Origin of the sequence: Hydrogenophaga crocea (assembly GCF_011388215.1) — a bacterium.
GTDB lineage: Bacteria > Pseudomonadota > Gammaproteobacteria > Burkholderiales > Burkholderiaceae_C > Hydrogenophaga > Hydrogenophaga crocea.
On record NZ_CP049989.1, the window covers coordinates 3,069,964 to 3,088,882 of the forward strand.

Genomic DNA, 18,919 nt, shown 5'->3' on the forward strand with positions numbered 1-18,919 from the left:
CCGAACTGCGCAAGGCCCGTTGAGCGTTCAACGGGCCTTTTTCTTGCCCTTCGATCACCCCTGCCGTGCCATGACCTCTGCCCTGCACACGTCCAATCTCACGTCGCTGCCGCTGCTCGCGCGCGGCAAGGTGCGCGACAACTACGCCGTGGGCGACGACCGCATCCTCATGGTGGCCAGCGACCGCATCAGCGCCTTCGACGTGATCATGGGCGAGCCCATCCCGGGCAAGGGCGAGTTGCTCACGCGGCTGTCGCTGTACTGGTTCGACCGCCTGGGCCCCAAGGGCCTGGGCATCTGCCCCATCCACCTCACGGGCGAAGACCCCGAGAGCGTGGTCACGCCCGAGGAGCGCGCGCAGGTGCGCGGCCGCTCCATGCTCGTGCAGCGGCTCAAGCCGATTCCGGTCGAGGCCGTGGTGCGCGGCTACCTCGCGGGCAGCGGCTGGAAGGAATACCAGGAGAGCCGTTCGGTGTGCGGCGTGAAGCTGCCCGAGGGGCTGCAGAACGCCTCCAAGCTGCCCGAGCCCATCTACACGCCGGCCGCCAAGGCCGCGGTGGGCGAGCACGACGAGAACATCACCTACGAGCGCACCGTGGAAATGGTGGGCGCCGACATCGCGGCCCAGGTGCGCGACACCGCGATCGCGCTCTACAAGGCCGCGGCCGCGATCGCGCTCGAGAAGGGCATCATCATCGCCGACACCAAGTTCGAGTTCGGCCTCGATGCCGCGGGCCGCGTGGTGCTGATGGACGAGGTGCTCACGCCCGACAGTTCGCGCTACTGGCCCGCCGAGCAGTACTTGGTGGGCAGCAACCCGCCGAGCTACGACAAGCAGTTCCTGCGCGACTGGCTCGAACAGGCCAAGGTGAGCGGCAAGCCCTGGGACAAGACCCCGCCCGCGCCGCGACTGCCGCGCGAGGTGATCGAGAAGACCGCCGAGAAGTACCGCGAGGCGCTCACGCGCCTCTTGGGGTGATGGAGCCCCCACGCTCCGCCGCTGCGCGGGTCGCTGCCCCCCGGGGGGGCTGATCCGGCTTGGGGCGGCCCGGCGCCGGATCCCGCCTCGCTCAGCTGAGCACCACCGACGAGAGCCGGCGGCGGTAGGTCGCCACCACCGGGTCTTCGGGCGGCACCTGGCCTTCGGCCACCTTGGGCTTGGGCGGCTCGATCACGTCGAGGATCGCGATGTAGGTCTTGCGCGCGAGGTCCTCGCTCCAGGCCTTGTCGCGCATCAGGATCTCCAGCAGCTCGTCCATCGCGGCCGTCCACTGGTTGTAGGCCATGAGCAGCTGCGCGCGCGCGAAGCGCGCGTCGAAGTTGCGCTTGTTGGCCGCGATCGCGGCGTCGAGCTCGGCCATGCGCGCCTCGGGATCGGCCACGTTCGCCTGGGCGTCGCGCGCGTCCATCCAGCGCTTGAGCGAGTCGAGCCGGCGCACCGCGCCGGCCTTGGCGATCACGGGCGCAAAAGCCACCTTGGCCTCGTCGTCCTCGCCGAGTTCGAGCAGCAGCTTCACGAGGTCGAAGCGCGCGTCGTCGTTATCGGGCGCGGCCTGCACCGCCTGGCGCAGCCGCTCGATCGCGCCTTCCATGTCGCCATCGGCCAGGGCCTCGTGCGCGGCCGCTTCGTCGGCCTCGGCCTCGACCTCGCCCGCGCTGGGCACGTGCTTGTCGAGGAAGGCCTTGATCTGGCCCTCGGGCAGCGCGCCCATGAAGCCGTCGACCGGCTGGCCGTTCTTGAGCAGCACGCAGGTGGGGATGCTGCGGATGCCGAAGGCCTGGGCCAGCTGCTGCTCCTGGTCGGAGTCGATCTTGACCAGCTTGAAGCGGCCCGCGTACTCGGTCTCGAGCTTCTCGAGGATGGGGCCGATGACCTTGCAGGGCCCGCACCAGGGGGCCCAGAAATCCACCAGCACAGGGGTCTGCATGGAGGCTTCGATGACCTCGGCTTCGAAGTTGGCGATGGTGACGTCGATCATGGCGGGCGCGCGCGGGCCGGGGGCCGCGGGGGTGAAACGTAAAATCGCGACTTTACCGGAGGCCCCGCGGGCCGAAAGCCGAATGCCATGAACCCCATCCCCGTGGGCGTGGTCATGGGTTCCAGCAGCGACTGGGACACCATGCAGCACGCCGTGCAGATCCTTTCCCAGTTCGGCGTGGCGCACGAAGCGCGCGTGGTCTCGGCACACCGCATGCCCGACGACATGTTCGCCTACGCCGAAGCGGCTGCAGGCCGCGGCCTGCAGGCCATCATCGCGGGCGCGGGCGGCGCCGCCCACCTGCCGGGCATGCTGGCCGCCAAGACCGTGGTGCCCGTGCTCGGCGTGCCCGTGGCCAGCCGGCACCTGCAGGGCGTGGATTCGCTGCACAGCATCGTGCAGATGCCCAAGGGCGTGCCCGTGGCCACCTTCGCCATCGGCCCCGCGGGCGCGGCCAACGCCGCGCTGTTCGCGGTGGCCCTGCTCGCCAACCACGACCCGGCGCTGCGCGCGAAGCTCGAGGCCTTCCGCGCCGAGCAGACCGAAGTGGCGCGCGCCATGGTCGTCCCGCCGCCGGCGTCATGAGCGCTCCCGCCCCCCTGCTCCCGGGCGCGCTCGGCGCCGACGGCCGCCCCATCACGCTGGGCGTCATGGGCGGCGGCCAGCTCGGCCGCATGTTCGTTCAGGCCGCGCAGGCCATGGGCTACTTCACCGCCGTGCTCGACCCCGATGCCGACAGCCCCGCGGGCCTGGTGAGCCACCACCACGTGCGGGCCGCGTACGACGACCCGGCCGGCCTGGCCGAGCTCGCGCGCCTGAGCCACGCCATCACAACGGAATTCGAGAACGTGCCCGCGCCCGCGCTGGCCACGCTCGCGCAGCAGCGTCCGGTGGCGCCGGCCGCGGCCTGCGTGGCCATCGCGCAGGACCGACTGCAGGAGAAGACCCACTTCGAGCGCAGCGCCGCCCACAGCGGGGTGCGCCCCGCGCCGCACGCCGCCATCGAAACGCCCGAACAGCTCGCGGCCGTGCCGGCCGCGCTGCTGCCCGGCGTGCTCAAGACCGCGCGCATGGGCTACGACGGCAAAGGCCAGGTGCGCGTGAAAGACCGCGCCGAACTCGCCGCCGCCTGGGACCGCCTGGGCCGCGTGGCCTGCGTGCTCGAACGGCTCATGCCGCTGCGCGCCGAGTGCTCGGTGATCGTGGCGCGCGGCGCCGACGGCCAGTGCGTGGTCTTCCCGGTGCAGAAGAACACGCACCGCGACGGCATCCTCGCCATCACCGAGGTGCACGAAGGCGCGATCGACCCGGCCCTTGCGCAACGCGCGCAAGCCGCCACGCAGGCCATCGCGCAGCAGATCGGCTACGTGGGCGTGCTCTGTGTCGAGTACTTCATCGTCGACGACGGCCGGGGCGGCCTCGACCTCGTGGTCAACGAGATGGCGCCGCGCCCGCACAACAGCGGCCACTACACGCAGAACGCCTGCGACGTGTCGCAGTTCGAGGCCCAGGTGCGCGCGCTCGCGGGCCTGCCGCTGCGCACACCGGTGCAGCACAGCCCCGCGATCATGGTGAACCTGCTCGGCGACCTGTGGTTCGCACCGAACGGCGTGCGCGCCCAGGCCAGTACCGAGGCGGTGAGCCCGCCGTGGGACGAGCTGCTGGCCTTGCCGGGGACCCACCTGCACCTGTACGGCAAGCGCAGCGCGCGCGTGGGCCGCAAGATGGGGCACCTGAACATCACGGGCCCGAGCGTGGCCGCCGTGCGCGACACGGCGGCGCGCGCGCTCGCGCTGCTGGGCCTGCCTGCCCTGGACGCCTGAGGTCCGCGCCATGCCCCTGTTGCTTGGCCAGGACCCGGCCGCCATCGAGCAGGCGGCGCAGCGGCTGGCGCACGGCGGGCTGGTGGGCCTGCCCACCGAAACCGTCTACGGCCTCGCGGCCGACGCCGAGAACGCCAGCGCGGTGCGCGGCATCTTCGCGGCCAAGGGCCGGCCGGCCGATCACCCGCTGATCGTGCACGTGGGCCCCGACGCCCCGCGCACCGCGATCGACGCCTTCGCGCGCGAGGTGCCGGCCTTCGCCGAGCGCCTGATCGCGGCTTTCTGGCCCGGCCCGCTCACGCTGATCCTGCCGCGCCGCGCCGATGTGGCCGCCGTGGCCGCGGGCGGCCAGGATTCGGTGGGCCTGCGCTGCCCTGCGCACCCGGTGGCGCAGGCCGTGCTGAGCGCCGCGGCGGCCCACGGCGTGCGCGGCCTGGCCGCGCCCAGCGCCAACCGCTTCGGCCGTGTGAGCCCCACCACGGCCGCGCACGTGGCCGAGGAATTCGCCGACCTCGGCGAAAGCGAGCTGCTGATCCTCGACGGCGGCGCCTGCCCCGTGGGCATCGAATCGACCATCATCGACTGCACGCGCGGCCACCCGGTGCTGCTGCGCCCCGGCGTGCTCACGGCGGCGCAACTCGAAGCCGCCGCCGGCGAGCCCCTGCGCGCGCGCGACGGCGCCGCGCCGCGCGCCTCGGGCACGCTGGAATCGCACTACGCGCCGCGCGCCAAGGTGCGCCTGATGGACGCCAGGCAACTGCGCGCGGCCTTCGAGGTGCTGGGCCAGGACACGAAGCACATCGCGCTCTACACCCGCAGCGCGATCGACGCCGCCCGCGGCACGCCCCACCGCCGCATGCCCGACAACGCGGTGGCCGCGGCGCAAGAGCTGTTCGCGGTGCTGCGCGAACTCGACGCCACGGGCGTGCGCCTGATCTGGGTGGAAACGCCGCCGGATGGGCCGGAGTGGGACGGGGTGCGGGACCGGTTGGGGCGGGCGGCGGCTTGAGCGGCCAGGCTGTTCAGTTCAGGTAGGGAAACGCTTCATCAACACCGGCGCGCTCGGCCTCTTCATTCCAGATGCGCTTGGCCACTTCATGCGGCATCTGGTGGGTGTAGAAGAACGGGTCCACCTCGGTGAAGTAGTCGAACGCCTCTCGTTCCCTGTTCGCTTTCTGCGCCGCGAACATGGCGCGCAGCATGTGACGCACATGGAATTCGTCGCCCCCGTCGCCGCCGCCACCACCGACCAGGTTGCCTTGCCAGATGCGCTTGTAGATCACGGCGCTCTTTGACACGTCGTCCCAGTAGATCGTGAAGGAACTCCCGTCGTATTCACTGGTATCCATACCAACTTTAAATGGCTCAAAACCATGTTCAGTCCTGAGGTAGATGCCACGTGGAAACTTGAGCAAGACAGGCATGCGATGGGGATTTTTGAACATCTCCTTGTGAGCCGACGTGATGACATCGCACCATCCGTCGCCATCGATATCGACCCATGTCACATCCACCGCATCGTCCTTTCGCCACTGTGCGGTCAGTCTTGTGATTGTCGATTCTGTATCTCCCTTTTGTCTTAGCCGATTCCAAGGCGAGAAGGTTTGCCACCCGAGCATGTCTCGCTTGCACGCCGGCATGTCGATCGTCCAATCCACCGAAGGAGTGGATGGACTGCTGACAGATTCACTGGATGCCTTGGCTGCATAACCGCCGAATGCTGCCAATGCGCATACGAAAGCCAACGCCTGCGTTCGCCTCATTTCCACTCTCCTTCTACTTGAAGGCTCTCTTGGTTGGATCCAGTGCCATTCGCGGTACATCCAGGCGTACGCAGGGCACCTTGTCGAAGTCTTTCCAGATCGCTATCAGTCCCTGGGAATACGCAAAGCCTCGTGCGATTGAAAGATCGCTCACGTCAGAACCGGCGTTGTGAAAATAGCCTAAACGCGTCGCGATGTCCTGCTCCGACTCGTTGGGGAACTGGCTGCGGTACTGCGCGTACTTCCAGCGAATCTCACGGTCCGAAATCAGGCCGAACTTCTCGCGGCTCTTGAACAAGGCGTCGGTACTCTTCAATAAGGCAGCCTCGACAACAGGATCAATGAACACAGCCGCCGTGGCAAAGCCCTGCCAGCCTTCGTTCCAGATCCGCTGACGCAGGTAAGGGCGGAAGCCGCGCCGGTTCATTCCCAGGTCGAGCAACAAGCTGTCAAACCTTTGCTCCACCGTCGGATTCACGCCCTCTTGCGTTTGCGCCAGCGACCTCTGATGCAGCAGGGAATAGGCGGCATTGGGGTCACCACCACCATCCACCAGAAACCGCTCCATCAGTTCCCCCATCTGCGCCCACTTCACCATCTTCACGTACATCGTGTACGCCTCGCTGCTTGTGCTGTCGGGTGAGTGGCTGAAACCCGTCTCGGTCGCGAAAAGTTGGAGTTGAATTGGATCTGGCGGTGAGATGGGTGTACTTGCATTCAGTCGAACCCTCCAGCCACGCACGAGCTTTCCGGCGTAGATGCCTCCGACCACATTGACCGCCCGCCATGCGGCCCGGTCGAGCCTCTGCCGCAACTCGCTGTCCCTCCCCTGCGCATCCACAAACCCCAATTGCCGCCGCTCCTCGTCCGTCATGCTTGCCTGGCTGTCGAACAACACGCGGAACGCAAGGTTCTTGTTGGTGCTCGGCTTGCGCATGTCCGAAAACGTCAGCAAGCGATCCACAAACGTAGACACCACAAATTGCGTCGGCCCGTAGCTCGCGGGCGTGCCCGCGGGGTTCTGCGTGCCCGCGGGGCAGCCGGTCTGCGAGCAGTCCGCGCCGCCCGATTCCTTGAGCTCCACCGCGCGCTTGAGCCGCTGGAAGGCGCGCTCGGGCGTCATGCCCTGCTGGCAGCTCAGGCTGTCCTGGCCCTGGTCCACGCGCTGGCCGCCGGGGGCATCGTTCTGGCCGGCAACGCCGCCGGGCGACAAGGCGAGGCCGCGCAGTTGCACGGGCGGCAGCACCAGCCGGTCGCTGCCCGGGCAGGCGCCACCCAGGTACTTGTGCACCACATCCCCCTGCGTCTGCAGTTCGTCGAGCAGTTGCAGCGCGGCGGCGTCCTCGATGTCGAGCGTGAAGCTGTCGGGCGAGATCAGGTCGTTGACGTAGTACGCAACGAAGGCCAGGGCCGGGTCCACGTTGCCCGGTGCCGACGGTGTCCAGCGCGCGTAGGTGTCGCTCACGAAGGCCGTGTCCGATCCCGCGAGCGGGTTCGACGCCGACCCCAGGAAGCCGCCGCCGCGGTCGTACAGCACCTGCGTCTGCGCCTCCGTGAACGGCATCGGCGATGCCCGACGGGTTGGGGCCGATGAAGCGCCCCTCGCGCGCCTCGAAGTACAGCGTGCCGTGCTGGACCAGGCCGCTGTCGTCGTCGTGCATTTGGCCCACGTGGCGACATACGACCCGAGGAAACGAATGACAAGCCCGGTCACCGGTCCATATAAGGGAATTCCAGATCGACACCGGCGCGCTCGGCCTCTTCTTTCCAGATCTGCTTAACCACCGGGCGAGGGATGCCACTTCGGTGGAAGAAGGGGTCGATTTCCGCAAGATAAGCGTTCTCCACGTCCGTGTTGCCGGCTCTGTGTCCAGCAAACGCCGCGCGCAACATCTGGCGCACATGGAACTCATCGCCCTCTCCCCCGAGGCCCTGGATAAGGTTCCCCTGATATACGCGGATGACGATCACCGCGTTCTTTGCGGACTTCTGCCAATAGACGACGAATGAACTGCCGTCGTACTCGCTCGTGATCATGCCTGGCCTGAAGGGCGTGAAACCTTGCGCCGTTCGCAGGTAGATACCACGCGGTGCGTACAGCAGCATGGGCTTGACAGACGCCTTGAAGATTTCCTTCTGGCCCGAAGTGATGGCGTCGCACCAGCCATCTCCGTCGATATCGACCCAGGTCACGTCCACCGCATCTTCTTTGCGCCAGTGCGCGGACAACCTTGCGATCGTTGCGTCTGAGTCTCCCTCGTGGCGCAGGCGATTCCATGGCGAGAACGCGCGCCACATGACCATGTCTCGCTTGCAAACAGGCAGATCGATCGTCAAGTCGTTCGCGATGAACCCCGAACCGCTCTGTGGGTCATCGGCCGACCCGGCCCATGCTGGCCCGAGCGGCATCGTCAGGGCTACGGCCAAAGCCCATGCGCGAATACGTTTCATTGGACTTCTCCGACTACTTACCGGATTTCCGGCCCGGGTCTAGCGACAGTCGCGAAACCTCCATATGGGCGCAAGGAACTTGTGTTGTATCGCTCCAAATCGACATCAGGCCTTTGGAATAGCCGAAGCTGCGTGCGGCGACGAGATCGCGAACGTCGGACCCCGCGTTGTGGAAGTAACCCACGCGCGCGACGATGTCCGACTCAGATTCGTCAGGGTGTTGGATGCGATAGGCCGCGTACTTCCATCGAAGCTCCCGATCCGAAATCAGGCCGAACTTCTCGCGGCTCTTGAACAAGGCGTCGGTACTCTTCAATAAGGCAGCCTCGACAACAGGATCAATGAACACAGCCGCCGTGGCAAAGCCCTGCCAGCCTTCGTTCCAGATCCGCTGACGCAGGTAAGGGCGGAAGCCGCGCCGGTTCATTCCCAGGTCGAGCAACAAGCTGTCAAACCTTTGCTCCACCGTCGGATTCACGCCCTCTTGCGTTTGCGCCAGCGACCTCTGATGCAGCAGGGAATAGGCGGCATTGGGGTCACCACCACCATCCACCAGAAACCGCTCCATCAGTTCCCCCATCTGCGCCCACTTCACCATCTTCACGTACATCGTGTACGCCTCGCTGCTTGTGCTGTCGGGTGAGTGGCTGAAACCCGTCTCGGTCGCGAAAAGTTGGAGTTGAATTGGATCTGGCGGTGAGATGGGTGTACTTGCATTCAGTCGAACCCTCCAGCCACGCACGAGCTTTCCGGCGTAGATGCCTCCGACCACATTGACCGCCCGCCATGCGGCCCGGTCGAGCCTCTGCCGCAACTCGCTGTCCCTCCCCTGCGCATCCACAAACCCCAATTGCCGCCGCTCCTCGTCCGTCATGCTTGCCTGGCTGTCGAACAACACGCGGAACGCAAGGTTCTTGTTGGTGCTCGGCTTGCGCATGTCCGAAAACGTCAGCAAGCGATCCACAAACGTAGACACCACAAATTGCGTCGGCCCGTAGCTCGCGGGCGTGCCCGCGGGGTTCTGCGTGCCCGCGGGGCAGCCGGTCTGCGAGCAGTCCGCGCCGCCCGATTCCTTGAGCTCCACCGCGCGCTTGAGCCGCTGGAAGGCGCGCTCGGGCGTCATGCCCTGCTGGCAGCTCAGGCTGTCCTGGCCCTGGTCCACGCGCTGGCCGCCGGGGGCATCGTTCTGGCCGGCAACGCCGCCGGGCGACAAGGCGAGGCCGCGCAGTTGCACGGGCGGCAGCACCAGCCGGTCGCTGCCCGGGCAGGCGCCACCCAGGTACTTGTGCACCACATCCCCCTGCGTCTGCAGTTCGTCGAGCAGTTGCAGCGCGGCGGCGTCCTCGATGTCGAGCGTGAAGCTGTCGGGCGAGATCAGGTCGTTGACGTAGTACGCAACGAAGGCCAGGGCCGGGTCCACGTTGCCCGGTGCCGACGGTGTCCAGCGCGCGTAGGTGTCGCTCACGAAGGCCGTGTCCGATCCCGCGAGCGGGTTCGACGCCGACCCCAGGAAGCCGCCGCCGCGGTCGTACAGCACCTGCGTCTGCGCGTTCGCGCCCGGCAGGTCGCGCAGCCAGAAGGCCCAGCGCCCGGTCACGGTGCTCGCGGCCACGGCCTCGGGCTCGGTGTCGATCAGGTAGTAGGTGAGGCGGGCCGCGCCATCGGGGTCGAAATAGGCCTCGGGCTGGCCGCCCGCGTAGGCGTACAGATCGAGCAGTTGCGGCGGCCGCACGCCGTGGAGGGCATCGGCGATGCCCGACGGGTCGGGGCTGATGAAGCGCCCTTCGCGCGCCTCGAAAAAGCGCGCGCCGTGCTGCTCCAGGCCGCTGTCGTCGTCGTGCACCTGGCCCACGTCGCGCAGCGGCTGGTGCAGGCCCGAAGGCGCTTCGTCGCGCCACACGGTCTGCCCGGCCTCGGTGGCGCGCTGCACGCGGCCCACGCCATCGGTGTGCAGGTGCCGCACGCGCGGCCCAAAGACCAGGGCCTGCAAGGCCTGCCAGCCGCGCTCGGGGTTCATCACGATCTGCGCCACCGGCCGGTGGCCCAGGTGCACATAGGCGTGGGTCACGCGGCCGCGCGCATCGGCCTCGGCAGCGAGGCGGCTGCCGTCGTAGACGCTCACGGCGGCGTGCGTGTGGCCGCGGGCGTCGGTCACCAGCTTGAGCACGCGGCGGCCGCGCGGGTCGTACAGGTAGCGGCTGTGGCCGCCGTCGTCGCGTGCGCTGTGCGCCAGTTGCCCGGCCGCGTTCCAGCGCAGCCGCTGCAGGCCCTGTTCGCTCAGCACGGTCGCGGGCAGACCGGCGGCGTCGTGGTGCAGGCCGGGGGGCGGCAGGGGCGGTGACGGGTCCGCAGGCCCATAGGCAAGCGCCTCGCCGGCCGTGCGGCCGGGCCCGCGCGGCGCACGCGGCACCACAGGGTCGTAGCGGTCCACCGTGCCGTCCCCGTGGTGGAGCGCGAGGGCGCGCCGCCAGGGCATGCCGTCGGGCGCCTGCCATTCGATGCGGGCCAGGATCTCGCGCTCGCCGCCGAGCCCGCCGGGCAGCATGCCCTGGACCGCGAGGCGCACCGGCCGACCACTCGCGTCGAGGGCCTGGGTCAGCGCCAGCGCCTGGCCCGTGGCGTCGGTGAGCACGCGGCCCAGCGCGCGGCCGGCCGGGTCGCGCCGGTGCGCGAGCGTGAACACCAGCGGCTGGGCCAGCACCGCCTGGAGCGCACCCGCCGGCTCGATGCGCAGCGTCTCGCTCGCCAGCGCGCCGCTCGCCGCGTGCGTGTAGCGAAGCCGGCGCGTGCCGTCGGCGTCGCTCACGCTTTCTTCGGTGAGCCGCCCCTGCGCGTGGCGGCGCTCCACTACCTGCTCGGGCTCGGTGGCGCCCGGCGCGAAGCGTTCGATGCGGACCAGCCGGCCCGCCAGGTCCCAGGCCAGGCGCTGGCGCGCGCCGCGCGGGTCGGTGGTGTGCACGACGCGCCCGGCCGCATCGTGCTGCGCGAACCGCCAGCCCTGGCCAGGGTTGCGAATGGCCACCACGCGGCCGAAGTCGTCGATCAGGCGGCGGGCCTGGGCGTGGGCATGACCGATCTCCAGGGCCTGTTGTTCGGCGGCGCTGCCGAGCGGCCCCCAGGCGGCCTGCAGCAAGAGCGCGCCATCGGCGCTGCGCCAGGCCACGGGACGGCCGAGTTCGTCGCGCTCGGGGTTCGGCCGGTCATCGGCCGCGAGGGGCTCGGGCCGCGCCGCGGGTGCCTGGACGGGCGGCAGTGGCTCGCGCACACGGCCGGTGTCGGCCTCCTGCCCCACCCGCACCCCCTCACCCCCCGGCCCTGTGATCTGCACCACCCGATCGCCGCGCGCGTCCCAGCCGTAGCGCGTGATGTCCGAGTCGGCCGGGCTGTTCAGCGGCCCGTTGGGCAAGGGCCCGTCCTGTTGCACCCGCACGCTGCGCCCGTTGATCGTCGCGTAGCCGTATCCGGTGCTGCGTTCGATCGCCACGCCGTTGGGCACGACGCGGCCTTGCCCGTCCACCGGGCTGTACCCGCTCTCGTCCACCCGCAGCAGCTGCCGCGCCGCGTTGTAGGCCAAACGCAGCGTGTGCACCCGCCCCGCCACCACGCTCGGGCGCTCGATGCGCAGCGGCTGCGGCTCGGGCAGCGCGTCGGGGTCGGTCGTGTCGAGCGGCGCGTAGGCGTAGCGCACGCGCCATTGCGCGGGCAGGGGCCGGCCGCGGCGGTAGCGCACGAGGCTGCGCTGCGTGACGCGGCCCTGCGCGTCGCGCTCGCTGCGCTGGGTGAGCACGGGCCGGCCTCGCGCGTCGAGCCGGGTTTCTTCGACGAGCCGGCCCAGGCGGTCATAGGCGTAGCGCACGTTGGCCGGCCCGCAGGCGGCGCAGCCCGCGCCGCGCACCTGCAGGATGCGCGGCTGGCCCGCCACGAGGGCCGTGGTGTAGTCGGTGGTCTGGCCCAGGCTGTTGGTGAGCCGGGTGTGGCCCTGGCCGGCGCGGCCGCCGTGCGCGGGCAGCCATTGCAGCTGCACCTGTTCGAGGCCGGGCGCACCGGCGCGGCGCTCACCCTTGAAGCTGAGCACGGCGCGGCCCTGTGCGTCGTAGGCCCAGGTGCTCAGGCGCTGCGAGGGCGGCTCGCCCTGCTGTTCGCTGATGCCGGTGAGCAGCACGGGCCAGCGCGGGTCTTCGTGGTGGTAGTGGCGCACGCGCGCGGGCAGGCCCGCGGCGGCGGGGGCGGTGACGCGCACCAGGCTGGCGATGCTTTCGCGCGGGTCGGCGCGCGAGCCCGCGGGCAGCGCGGCGCCGTGCGCGTAGCCGAAACGGCCCACGGGGGTGTCGATGGCGTACACGCCGCGGAAGCCCCCTTCGCTGGGGTCTTCGCGGTGTTCGCCGCGGCGGCCCGGGTAGTGCAGCACCAGCCGCCGCCCCGCGGGGTCGATGACCTCGCGCAGCCAGCCGCGTTCGTCGTGGCGCAGGCTCAGGAATTCGCCGCTGGGCACGCGGATCTGTTCGAGCCGGCCCTGGCGGTTGAAGCGCAGTTCGCGGCCGTCGGCCCAGGTCCAGACGTGTTGGGTGCCGCCGGCCACGGCCTGCGCGCGCACCCGGCCTTGCAGGGGCTCGCGGGTGCGGTAGGTGTCGGGGCGCTGGGGCACGCGCTCGAAGCGCAGCCGCGTGCCGTCGCCCTGCACGATCTGCAGGCCGTCGCCGCGCACGCTGAGTTCGCTCTCGTAGCTCAGCCGCCAGCCGCGCCCGAGCACGCCTTTGCCGTGTTCGGCGCTGTTGTAGTGGCGCACGAGTTCGAGCCCGAGCACGCCGGGCAGCGCGGCCATATCGACCTCGCGCTGGTGCTTGTTGCCGCCGATGACGTGGATGGGGTTGCCCACGCCCTGGTCGGTGCCCGAGGCATTGCCCAGCGTGGCCACGCCCGCGCCGCCGCAGGGGCTGCCCAGACCCGCGCCGTCGCCGCCGGCGCAGCACATCTGGGTGGGGTCGCAGGCGGTCGCTGCGGCCCCGGCGGGCGCGGCCACGGCCCATGCCACCGCGAGGGCCAGGAGAAAACCGCCACAACGCGAGCGCAAGCCCGCGCGGCGCAGGCGCTGGTCCATGTCTCACTCCCTGGGTGCCGGCGGGCCGGACGGCCTCGACACAGCGGCGCGGATGCTAGTCAGGCCGGCCGCGTTCCAGGGCTTGCGGGCGCAAGCATCACGCCATCATCCGAACCACTGAACAGGCGTTCGTTCAGTCGGGCAGGCGCGCGGTCCACTCCACCAGCGCGTCGAGCGCGGGCCGCGCCGCGCCCGCGTTGGGGTGGTTCACGAAGGCCACGAGCACGTAGCGCGTGCCATTGGCCGCGTTGACATAGCCCGCGATGCCGGTCACGTCGCGCAGCGTGCCGGTCTTGAGCCACGCCCGGCCGTTGGCCGGGTTGCGCGGATCGCTCGCGTAGCGCTTGGCGGTGCCGCTGACACCGGCCACGGGCAGCGAGGCGACGAAGGCCTCGGCGCGCGGATGGCGCGCCGCGTGGCGCAGCAGCAGGGCCAGCGCCTCGGGCGTGATGCGCTCGTCGCGCGAGAGGCCCGAGCCGTTCTCGAGCACGGGCGCGGGCACCGCGGGACCGAAGGTGCGCTGCCACCAGCCGAGCAGCACCTGGCGCGCCTGCGCGAAGCCGCTGCGCGGCTGCGGCAGCGGCAAGGGCCCCGCGCCGGGCAGCGGCGTGGCCTGCGGCGCGAGCTGGCCGAGGGTGAGGAACACCTGCTGCGCCATCACGTTGTTGCTCCACTGGTTCACGTCGAGCAGGATCTCCGACAGCGGCAGCGAGGGCGCGTCGAGCAGCAGCGTGGCCCCGGCCGGCACCAGGCCTTCGCGCACGCGGCCCGTGAGCAGGCCGCCCGAGCTGCGCCACAGGCCTTCGAGGGCGCGCGCCGCGTAGCTCGACGGCTCCTGGTAGGCCACGGGCCACTGGCCTTCGCCGCAGCGCGAGGGGTAGCGGCCTTCGAAGTAGATGCGTGCCGGGTCGTCGAAGCGCGCGCGCAGCGCACCGCGCCAGTCGCCACAGGCGGCGTTGGCCAGCGGCACGGTGGCGTCGATCTGCATGCCGGCCATGGGCGGCTCGCTGAGCACGCGCGCCACGCCGGCCGCGGGGTCGGGCACGAACTTGAGGATCAGCGACTTGAAGTTGACCAGCAGCGCGTCGGGCGTGGCGTTGTAGGGCCGCAGGGCCTCGCCGTCGAAGGCGCCGGGGTCGCTCGGGGGCAGGTCGAAGGCGCTGTGGTCGAGCACCAGGTCGCCCAGGATCACGCGCGCGCCCTGGGCCTGCAGCGCCTCGAAAGCGGCCTGGATGCGTTCGAGCACGAACTTGGGATCACCGCCGCCGCGGATGTAGAGGTTGCCGCGCAGCGCACCGCCATCGACCGCGCCGTCGGTGTAGAAGCGCGTGCGCCAGGTGTGCTCGGGGCCCAGCAGGTCGAGCGCGGCGTAGGTGGTGACGAGCTTCATCACCGAGGCCGGGTTCACCGGCGCGGCCGACTGGTGCCGCAGCCGCGCCTCGGCCCCGCTCACCGGCGCCACCACGGCCGAGAACGCGCTCGGCGGCACCTGGGCGCGCTGCAGCGCGGCCAGCACCGGCGCAGGCAGTTCCTCGAGCGACGGGCCCTGGGCGTGGGCGGCGGGGCTCAGGACGGACACCAGGGCGGCACAGCACCCCAGCGCGGCGGACAGCAGGCGGTGGCGGATCATCACGCCCGGGATTATCGGCCGGGGATAATCGCCCGATGCCCCCTGCCCTGCCCGATCACCCGCCCGCAAGCGCGCGCTTCCTGGCCATCGAGACCAGCACCGACACGCTGTCGCTCGCGCTGGGCGAGGCACGGCCGGGCGGCGCGCTGCACCGCTTCAGCGGCGCCGGTGGCGCCCAGGCCTCGACCACGCTGCTGCCCCAGGTGCAGGCCCTGCTCGACGCCGCGGGCTGGCGGCTCGGCGATCTCGATGCCATCGCCTTCGGCCGCGGGCCCGGCTCGTTCACCGGCCTGCGCACGGCCTGCGCCGTGGCCCAGGGCCTGGCCTACGGCACACGCAATGCGCGCCACCCGCACGGGCTGCCGCTGTTGCCGGTGGACACGCTGCTCGCGCTGGCCGAGCAGGCGCGCGCCGACCACGCGGCCGACGGCCACCCCGCGCCGCGCCACACCGCCGCGCTGCTCGACGCGCGCATGGACGAGCTTTATGTGGCGGCCTACGCGCACACGCCGCAGGGCCTGGTCGAGATCGCACCGGCGCGCCTGTGCGCGCCCGCGGCGCTCGCGGGCTGGCTGGCCGACCAGGGCCTGGACGGCCCCGACACCCTGCTCGCGGGCAACGCCTTCGGCGTGTACGGCGACGCGCTGGGCCAGCTGAACGGCCAGCGCCGCAGCGCCCTGCCCACGGCCGAGGCGCTGCTGCGCCTGGCGCCCGGCCTGCTGGCCGCGGGCCGCGCCGTGGCCGCGCGCGACGCGCTGCCGCTGTACGTGCGCGACAAGGTCGCGCGCACCACGGCCGAACGCGAGGGCAGCGCATGACCACCGCCTGCGCCGACCTTCCCCTGCCGGCCCAGGCCGCGGCCAGCGAACGCGCGGTGCGCTTCGCGCCCATGACCGAGGCCGACCTGGAGGCGGTGCACGCCATCGAGACCCGTGCCTACGGCCACCCCTGGACGCGCAAGCATTTCCGCGATTCGCTGCAGGCCGGCCACCGGGCGGTGCTGCTGCTGGGCCAGGTGCTGCCTGGCGAACAGCCCTTCCCGGTGCGCGACGACGGCCTGTGCCTGCTGGGTTACCTGGTGGCCATGCGCGGCGTGGACGAGGTGCACCTGCTCAACATCACGGTGGCGCCGGCGCACCAGCGCCAGGGCTGGGCCCGGGTGCTGATGGACGCGCTCGCCCTCTGGTCGCGCGGCGAAGGCGCGCACACGCTGTGGCTCGAGGTGCGCCAGAGCAACGCACCCGCGCGGCGGCTGTACGAACGCTGCGGCTTCGAGGCCGTGGGTCTGCGCCGCGCCTACTACCCGCTGTCGGGCACGCAGCGCGAGGACGCGATCGTGATGAAACTGCCGCTGCACGCGCCGGAGCCGCAGGCATGACCGCCGACGACCGCTGGGTGCGCGAACTCGATGCCCGCCAGCGCGCGATGCTGGCCGAGATGGGCGTGAAACTGTGGCTGCCCAAGCCCCGGCCCGCGGCCGCCACCGCCACCGCGGCAGACCCCGAACCGCCGGCCGCCCCGGTGGTGGCCGAGCCGGCGCCGCCCGCGGTGTCCGCGGCCCGCCACCCGGCACCTGCCCCGGTCCAGGCGCCCACCGCGGCACCTGCTGCAGCGCCCGTCATCGCCGCCGCGGCTGCCCCCGCCACGGTCGCCGCGCGCGCCGACATCGCCACCCTCGACTGGCCCGCGCTGCGCGAGGCCGTGGCCGGCTGCCGCGCCTGCGGCCTGTGCGAATCGCGCCGCAACACCGTCTTCGGCGTCGGCCACACGCAGGCCGACTGGATGATCGTGGGTGAGGCCCCGGGTGAGAACGAAGACCGCCAGGGCGAGCCTTTCGTGGGCGCGGCCGGTCAATTGCTCGACGCCATGCTGCGCGCCTGCGGCCGCTCGCGCACCAGCGACGAGGCCGCGCGCAGCGTGTACATCGCCAACGTGCTCAAGTGCCGCCCGCCGGCCAACCGCAACCCCGCGCCCGAAGAGGTGCTGCGCTGCGAGCCCTACCTCGCGCGCCAGGTGGCGCTCGTGAAGCCGCGGCTCATCATCGCCATGGGGCGCTTCGCGGTGCAGTCGCTGCTCAAGACCACCGAGCCCATCGGCCGCCTGCGCGGCCGCGTGCACCACTACGAAGGCGTGCCGGTGATCGTCACCTACCACCCGGCCTACCTGCTGCGCACGCCGATCGACAAGGCCAAGGCCTGGGCCGATCTGTGCATGGCGATGGCGCAGTGAGGCTCAGCGCGCCCCGGCGGCGCGCGCGGGCCACAACACCGATGCGATGGCCACCATGATCAGCACCACGGCGGCCCAGTCCTGCCAGTGCAGCACCTCGCCCAGCCACCACGCGCCGGTGAACACGCCCAGCACCGGGATCATCATCACGCTCAGGGTCGACGCGATCGGCGGCAGGTCGCGCGCCAGGATCAGCCAGGCCACCTGCGCGAACGCGAACACGCCGAGCGCGTTGTAGACGATGGTGGCCCACACCGTGGGCGAGGGCAGCGCCGTCCACAGGTGGCGCTCGAGCAGCCAGGCCATGAAGCTCATCCAGACCGTGGCCACCACGGTCATCCAGAAACACAGCGTGAGCGTGGAATAGGGCAGCGTGGTGCGCCGCATCATCTGCGTGCCCACGGCCCACACGGCCGCGGCCACCAGCATCATGGCCACGCCTTGCGGCGCGCCCGACAGGCGCACGAATTCGTGCCAGAGCAGCAGCGTCACGCCCAGCGCGGCGGCCGCCACGCCGGCCCAGGCGCGCCAGGGCAGGCGCTGGCCGAACCACACCGCGCCCACGATGGCGGAGAACACCGGCATGGTGTAGCCCAGAATGGCCGCGCGCCCGCTGGAGAGCGACTGCACCGCCAGCACCGCGAGCGTGTGCCACACCAGCATGTTGAACACCGTGAGCCACACCAGCGGGCCCCAGTGCTCGCGCGCCACGCGAAACGGCACCTTGCGCCACACCAGCACCAGGCCCAGCACCGGCAGGCCGATCCACATGCTCAGCACGCGAAAGCTCAGCGGGTGGTAGCCCATGATGCCCACCTTCATGATGGGCCAGTTGACGCCCCAGATGAGCGTGAGCAGGACGAGCAGGACCAGGTGCTGGCGGGAGATCGAATGCATGGGCGCGGATGCTAGCGGCCCGCCGGCGCCGGCCCGGTCGCGCCCGCTACAAGGCCCCACCTAAAATCGGCCCATGACCTTCATCGACCAGTTGCAGGCCGCCACGCGCGCCAACACCAGTCTGCTGTGCGTGGGCCTCGACCCGGACCCGGCGAAGTTCCCCGGCCGCTTCCGCAACGACGCCTCGCGCATCCACGACTTCTGCGCCGCCATCGTCGACGCCACCGCCGACCTGGCCTGCGCCTTCAAGCCGCAGATCGCCTACTTCGCCGCGCACCGCGCCGAAGACCAGCTCGAACGCCTGATCGCCCACATCCACCGCAGCGCGCCGCAGGTGCCCGTGATCCTCGACGCCAAGCGCGGCGACATCGGCAGCACCGCCGAGCAATACGCCATCGAGGCCTTCGAGCGCTACGGCGCCGACGCTGTCACGCTCTCGCCCTTCATGGGTTTCGATTCGGTGCAGCCCTACCTCAAGCACCACGGCAAGGGCGCGTTCCTGCTGTGCCGCACCTCCAACCCCGGCGGCGACGACCTGCAGGCCCAGCGCCTGGCCTCCATCGACGGCCAGCCCCTGGTCTACGAACACGTGGCGCGGCTCGCGCAAGGGCCCTGGAACCTCAACGGCCAGCTCGGCCTCGTGGTGGGCGCCACCTACCCCAACGAGATCGAGCGCGTGCGCGCGCTCGCGCCCACGCTGCCCCTGCTGATCCCCGGCGTGGGGGCGCAGGGCGGCGACGCCGCGGCCACGGTGCGCGCCGGCCTGCGCATGCAGGGCGACACCATCACCGGCCCGGTGGTGGTGAATTCCTCGCGCGCCATCCTCTACGCGTCGGCGGGCGACGACTTCGCCGCCGCCGCGCGCGCCGCGGCCGAGCGCACGCGTGCGGAATTGCACGCCGCGCGCAGCCTCTGAACGACAAGCGGCCTTGGCATACCCCCTAGTGGTATGCCGTCCAGCGGCTGGCGCGGCGCCGCGACAACCGTCTGTAACGACTCGCAACCTGCTCTCACGGCGCCATCACGCCTGCCTAGACTCGCGCCCCATC

General features: G+C 70.9%; 15 protein-coding genes. 8 read left to right on the forward strand and 7 right to left on the reverse strand.

From position 1 onward, the window contains the following. Positions 1–70: 70 nt before the first annotated feature. The gene (locus G9Q37_RS14450) at positions 71–979 is read left to right on the forward strand and encodes a phosphoribosylaminoimidazolesuccinocarboxamide synthase (protein ID WP_166228172.1); all 909 of its coding nucleotides are present in this window, start codon (positions 71–73) and stop codon (positions 977–979) included. 91 nt (positions 980–1,070) lie between these two features. On the opposite strand, the gene trxA is transcribed toward G9Q37_RS14450, so the two are convergent. Continuing rightward, positions 1,071–1,979, reverse strand: a complete 909-nt coding sequence (gene trxA / locus G9Q37_RS14455; RefSeq protein WP_166228174.1) for a thioredoxin — start codon at positions 1,977–1,979, stop codon at positions 1,071–1,073. 87 nt (positions 1,980–2,066) lie between these two features. Here trxA and purE point away from each other — a divergent pair, with 87 nt between their 5' ends. The 3 genes from purE to G9Q37_RS14470 are packed head-to-tail and all read left to right on the forward strand — an operon-like array spanning position 2,067 to position 4,811. Beyond that, entirely contained in the window at positions 2,067–2,564 is a 498-nt protein-coding gene (gene purE, locus G9Q37_RS14460; protein ID WP_166228176.1) for a 5-(carboxyamino)imidazole ribonucleotide mutase, read from the forward strand. Beyond that, positions 2,561–3,802, forward strand: coding sequence for a 5-(carboxyamino)imidazole ribonucleotide synthase (locus tag G9Q37_RS14465; protein ID WP_166228178.1), 1,242 nt, complete (start codon positions 2,561–2,563; stop codon positions 3,800–3,802). The genes purE and G9Q37_RS14465 overlap by 4 nt, the downstream gene beginning before the upstream one ends. 10 nt (positions 3,803–3,812) lie before the next feature. Next, positions 3,813–4,811 (forward strand): L-threonylcarbamoyladenylate synthase, encoded by a 999-nt coding sequence (locus tag G9Q37_RS14470; protein WP_166228180.1) that lies wholly within the window; start codon positions 3,813–3,815, stop codon positions 4,809–4,811. A 13-nt stretch (positions 4,812–4,824) separates the two neighbouring features. On the opposite strand, the gene G9Q37_RS14475 is transcribed toward G9Q37_RS14470, so the two are convergent. The 5 genes from G9Q37_RS14475 to dacB all read right to left on the reverse strand — a co-directional run bounded on the left by G9Q37_RS14475 (position 4,825) and on the right by dacB (position 14,744). Then, a complete protein-coding gene (locus tag G9Q37_RS14475; RefSeq protein ID WP_166228182.1) occupies positions 4,825–5,565 on the reverse strand; it encodes a hypothetical protein in 741 nt (246 codons plus the stop codon). A 13-nt stretch (positions 5,566–5,578) separates the two neighbouring features. Then, positions 5,579–7,129 (reverse strand): hypothetical protein, encoded by a 1,551-nt coding sequence (locus G9Q37_RS14480; protein WP_166228184.1) that lies wholly within the window; start codon positions 7,127–7,129, stop codon positions 5,579–5,581. A gap of 146 nt (positions 7,130–7,275) precedes the next feature. Further along, the gene (locus tag G9Q37_RS14485; RefSeq protein ID WP_166228186.1) at positions 7,276–8,016 is read right to left on the reverse strand and encodes a hypothetical protein; all 741 of its coding nucleotides are present in this window, start codon (positions 8,014–8,016) and stop codon (positions 7,276–7,278) included. Between the two features lie 13 nt (positions 8,017–8,029). Continuing rightward, entirely contained in the window at positions 8,030–13,114 is a 5,085-nt protein-coding gene (locus G9Q37_RS14490) for a DUF6531 domain-containing protein (protein WP_166228187.1), read from the reverse strand. 133 nt (positions 13,115–13,247) lie between these two features. Continuing rightward, positions 13,248–14,744, reverse strand: a complete 1,497-nt coding sequence (dacB, locus tag G9Q37_RS14495; RefSeq protein ID WP_166231326.1) for a D-alanyl-D-alanine carboxypeptidase/D-alanyl-D-alanine endopeptidase — start codon at positions 14,742–14,744, stop codon at positions 13,248–13,250. A 35-nt stretch (positions 14,745–14,779) separates the two neighbouring features. Here dacB and tsaB point away from each other — a divergent pair, with 35 nt between their 5' ends. From tsaB to G9Q37_RS14510, 3 genes are read left to right on the forward strand one after another with little or no spacing between them, the layout of a single operon-like run. Then, positions 14,780–15,562, forward strand: a complete 783-nt coding sequence (tsaB, locus tag G9Q37_RS14500) for a tRNA (adenosine(37)-N6)-threonylcarbamoyltransferase complex dimerization subunit type 1 TsaB (protein WP_166228189.1) — start codon at positions 14,780–14,782, stop codon at positions 15,560–15,562. After that, a complete protein-coding gene (rimI, locus tag G9Q37_RS14505) occupies positions 15,559–16,122 on the forward strand; it encodes a ribosomal protein S18-alanine N-acetyltransferase (RefSeq protein WP_166228191.1) in 564 nt (187 codons plus the stop codon). The genes tsaB and rimI overlap by 4 nt, the downstream gene beginning before the upstream one ends. Next, positions 16,119–16,973, forward strand: a complete 855-nt coding sequence (locus G9Q37_RS14510) for a uracil-DNA glycosylase (protein ID WP_166228194.1) — start codon at positions 16,119–16,121, stop codon at positions 16,971–16,973. Before rimI ends, G9Q37_RS14510 begins: the two co-directional genes overlap by 4 nt. 3 nt (positions 16,974–16,976) lie before the next feature. Here the strand turns inward: G9Q37_RS14510 and G9Q37_RS14515 are convergent, their stop codons facing one another. Beyond that, complete coding sequence (locus G9Q37_RS14515) at positions 16,977–17,870, reverse strand: DMT family transporter (RefSeq protein WP_166228196.1); 894 nt, start codon at positions 17,868–17,870, stop codon at positions 16,977–16,979. Positions 17,871–17,943: 73 nt separating this feature from the next. On the opposite strand from G9Q37_RS14515, the gene pyrF reads away from it, so the two are divergent. Further along, a complete protein-coding gene (pyrF, locus tag G9Q37_RS14520; protein ID WP_166228198.1) occupies positions 17,944–18,786 on the forward strand; it encodes an orotidine-5'-phosphate decarboxylase in 843 nt (280 codons plus the stop codon). The last annotated feature ends 133 nt before the right edge of the window (positions 18,787–18,919 follow it).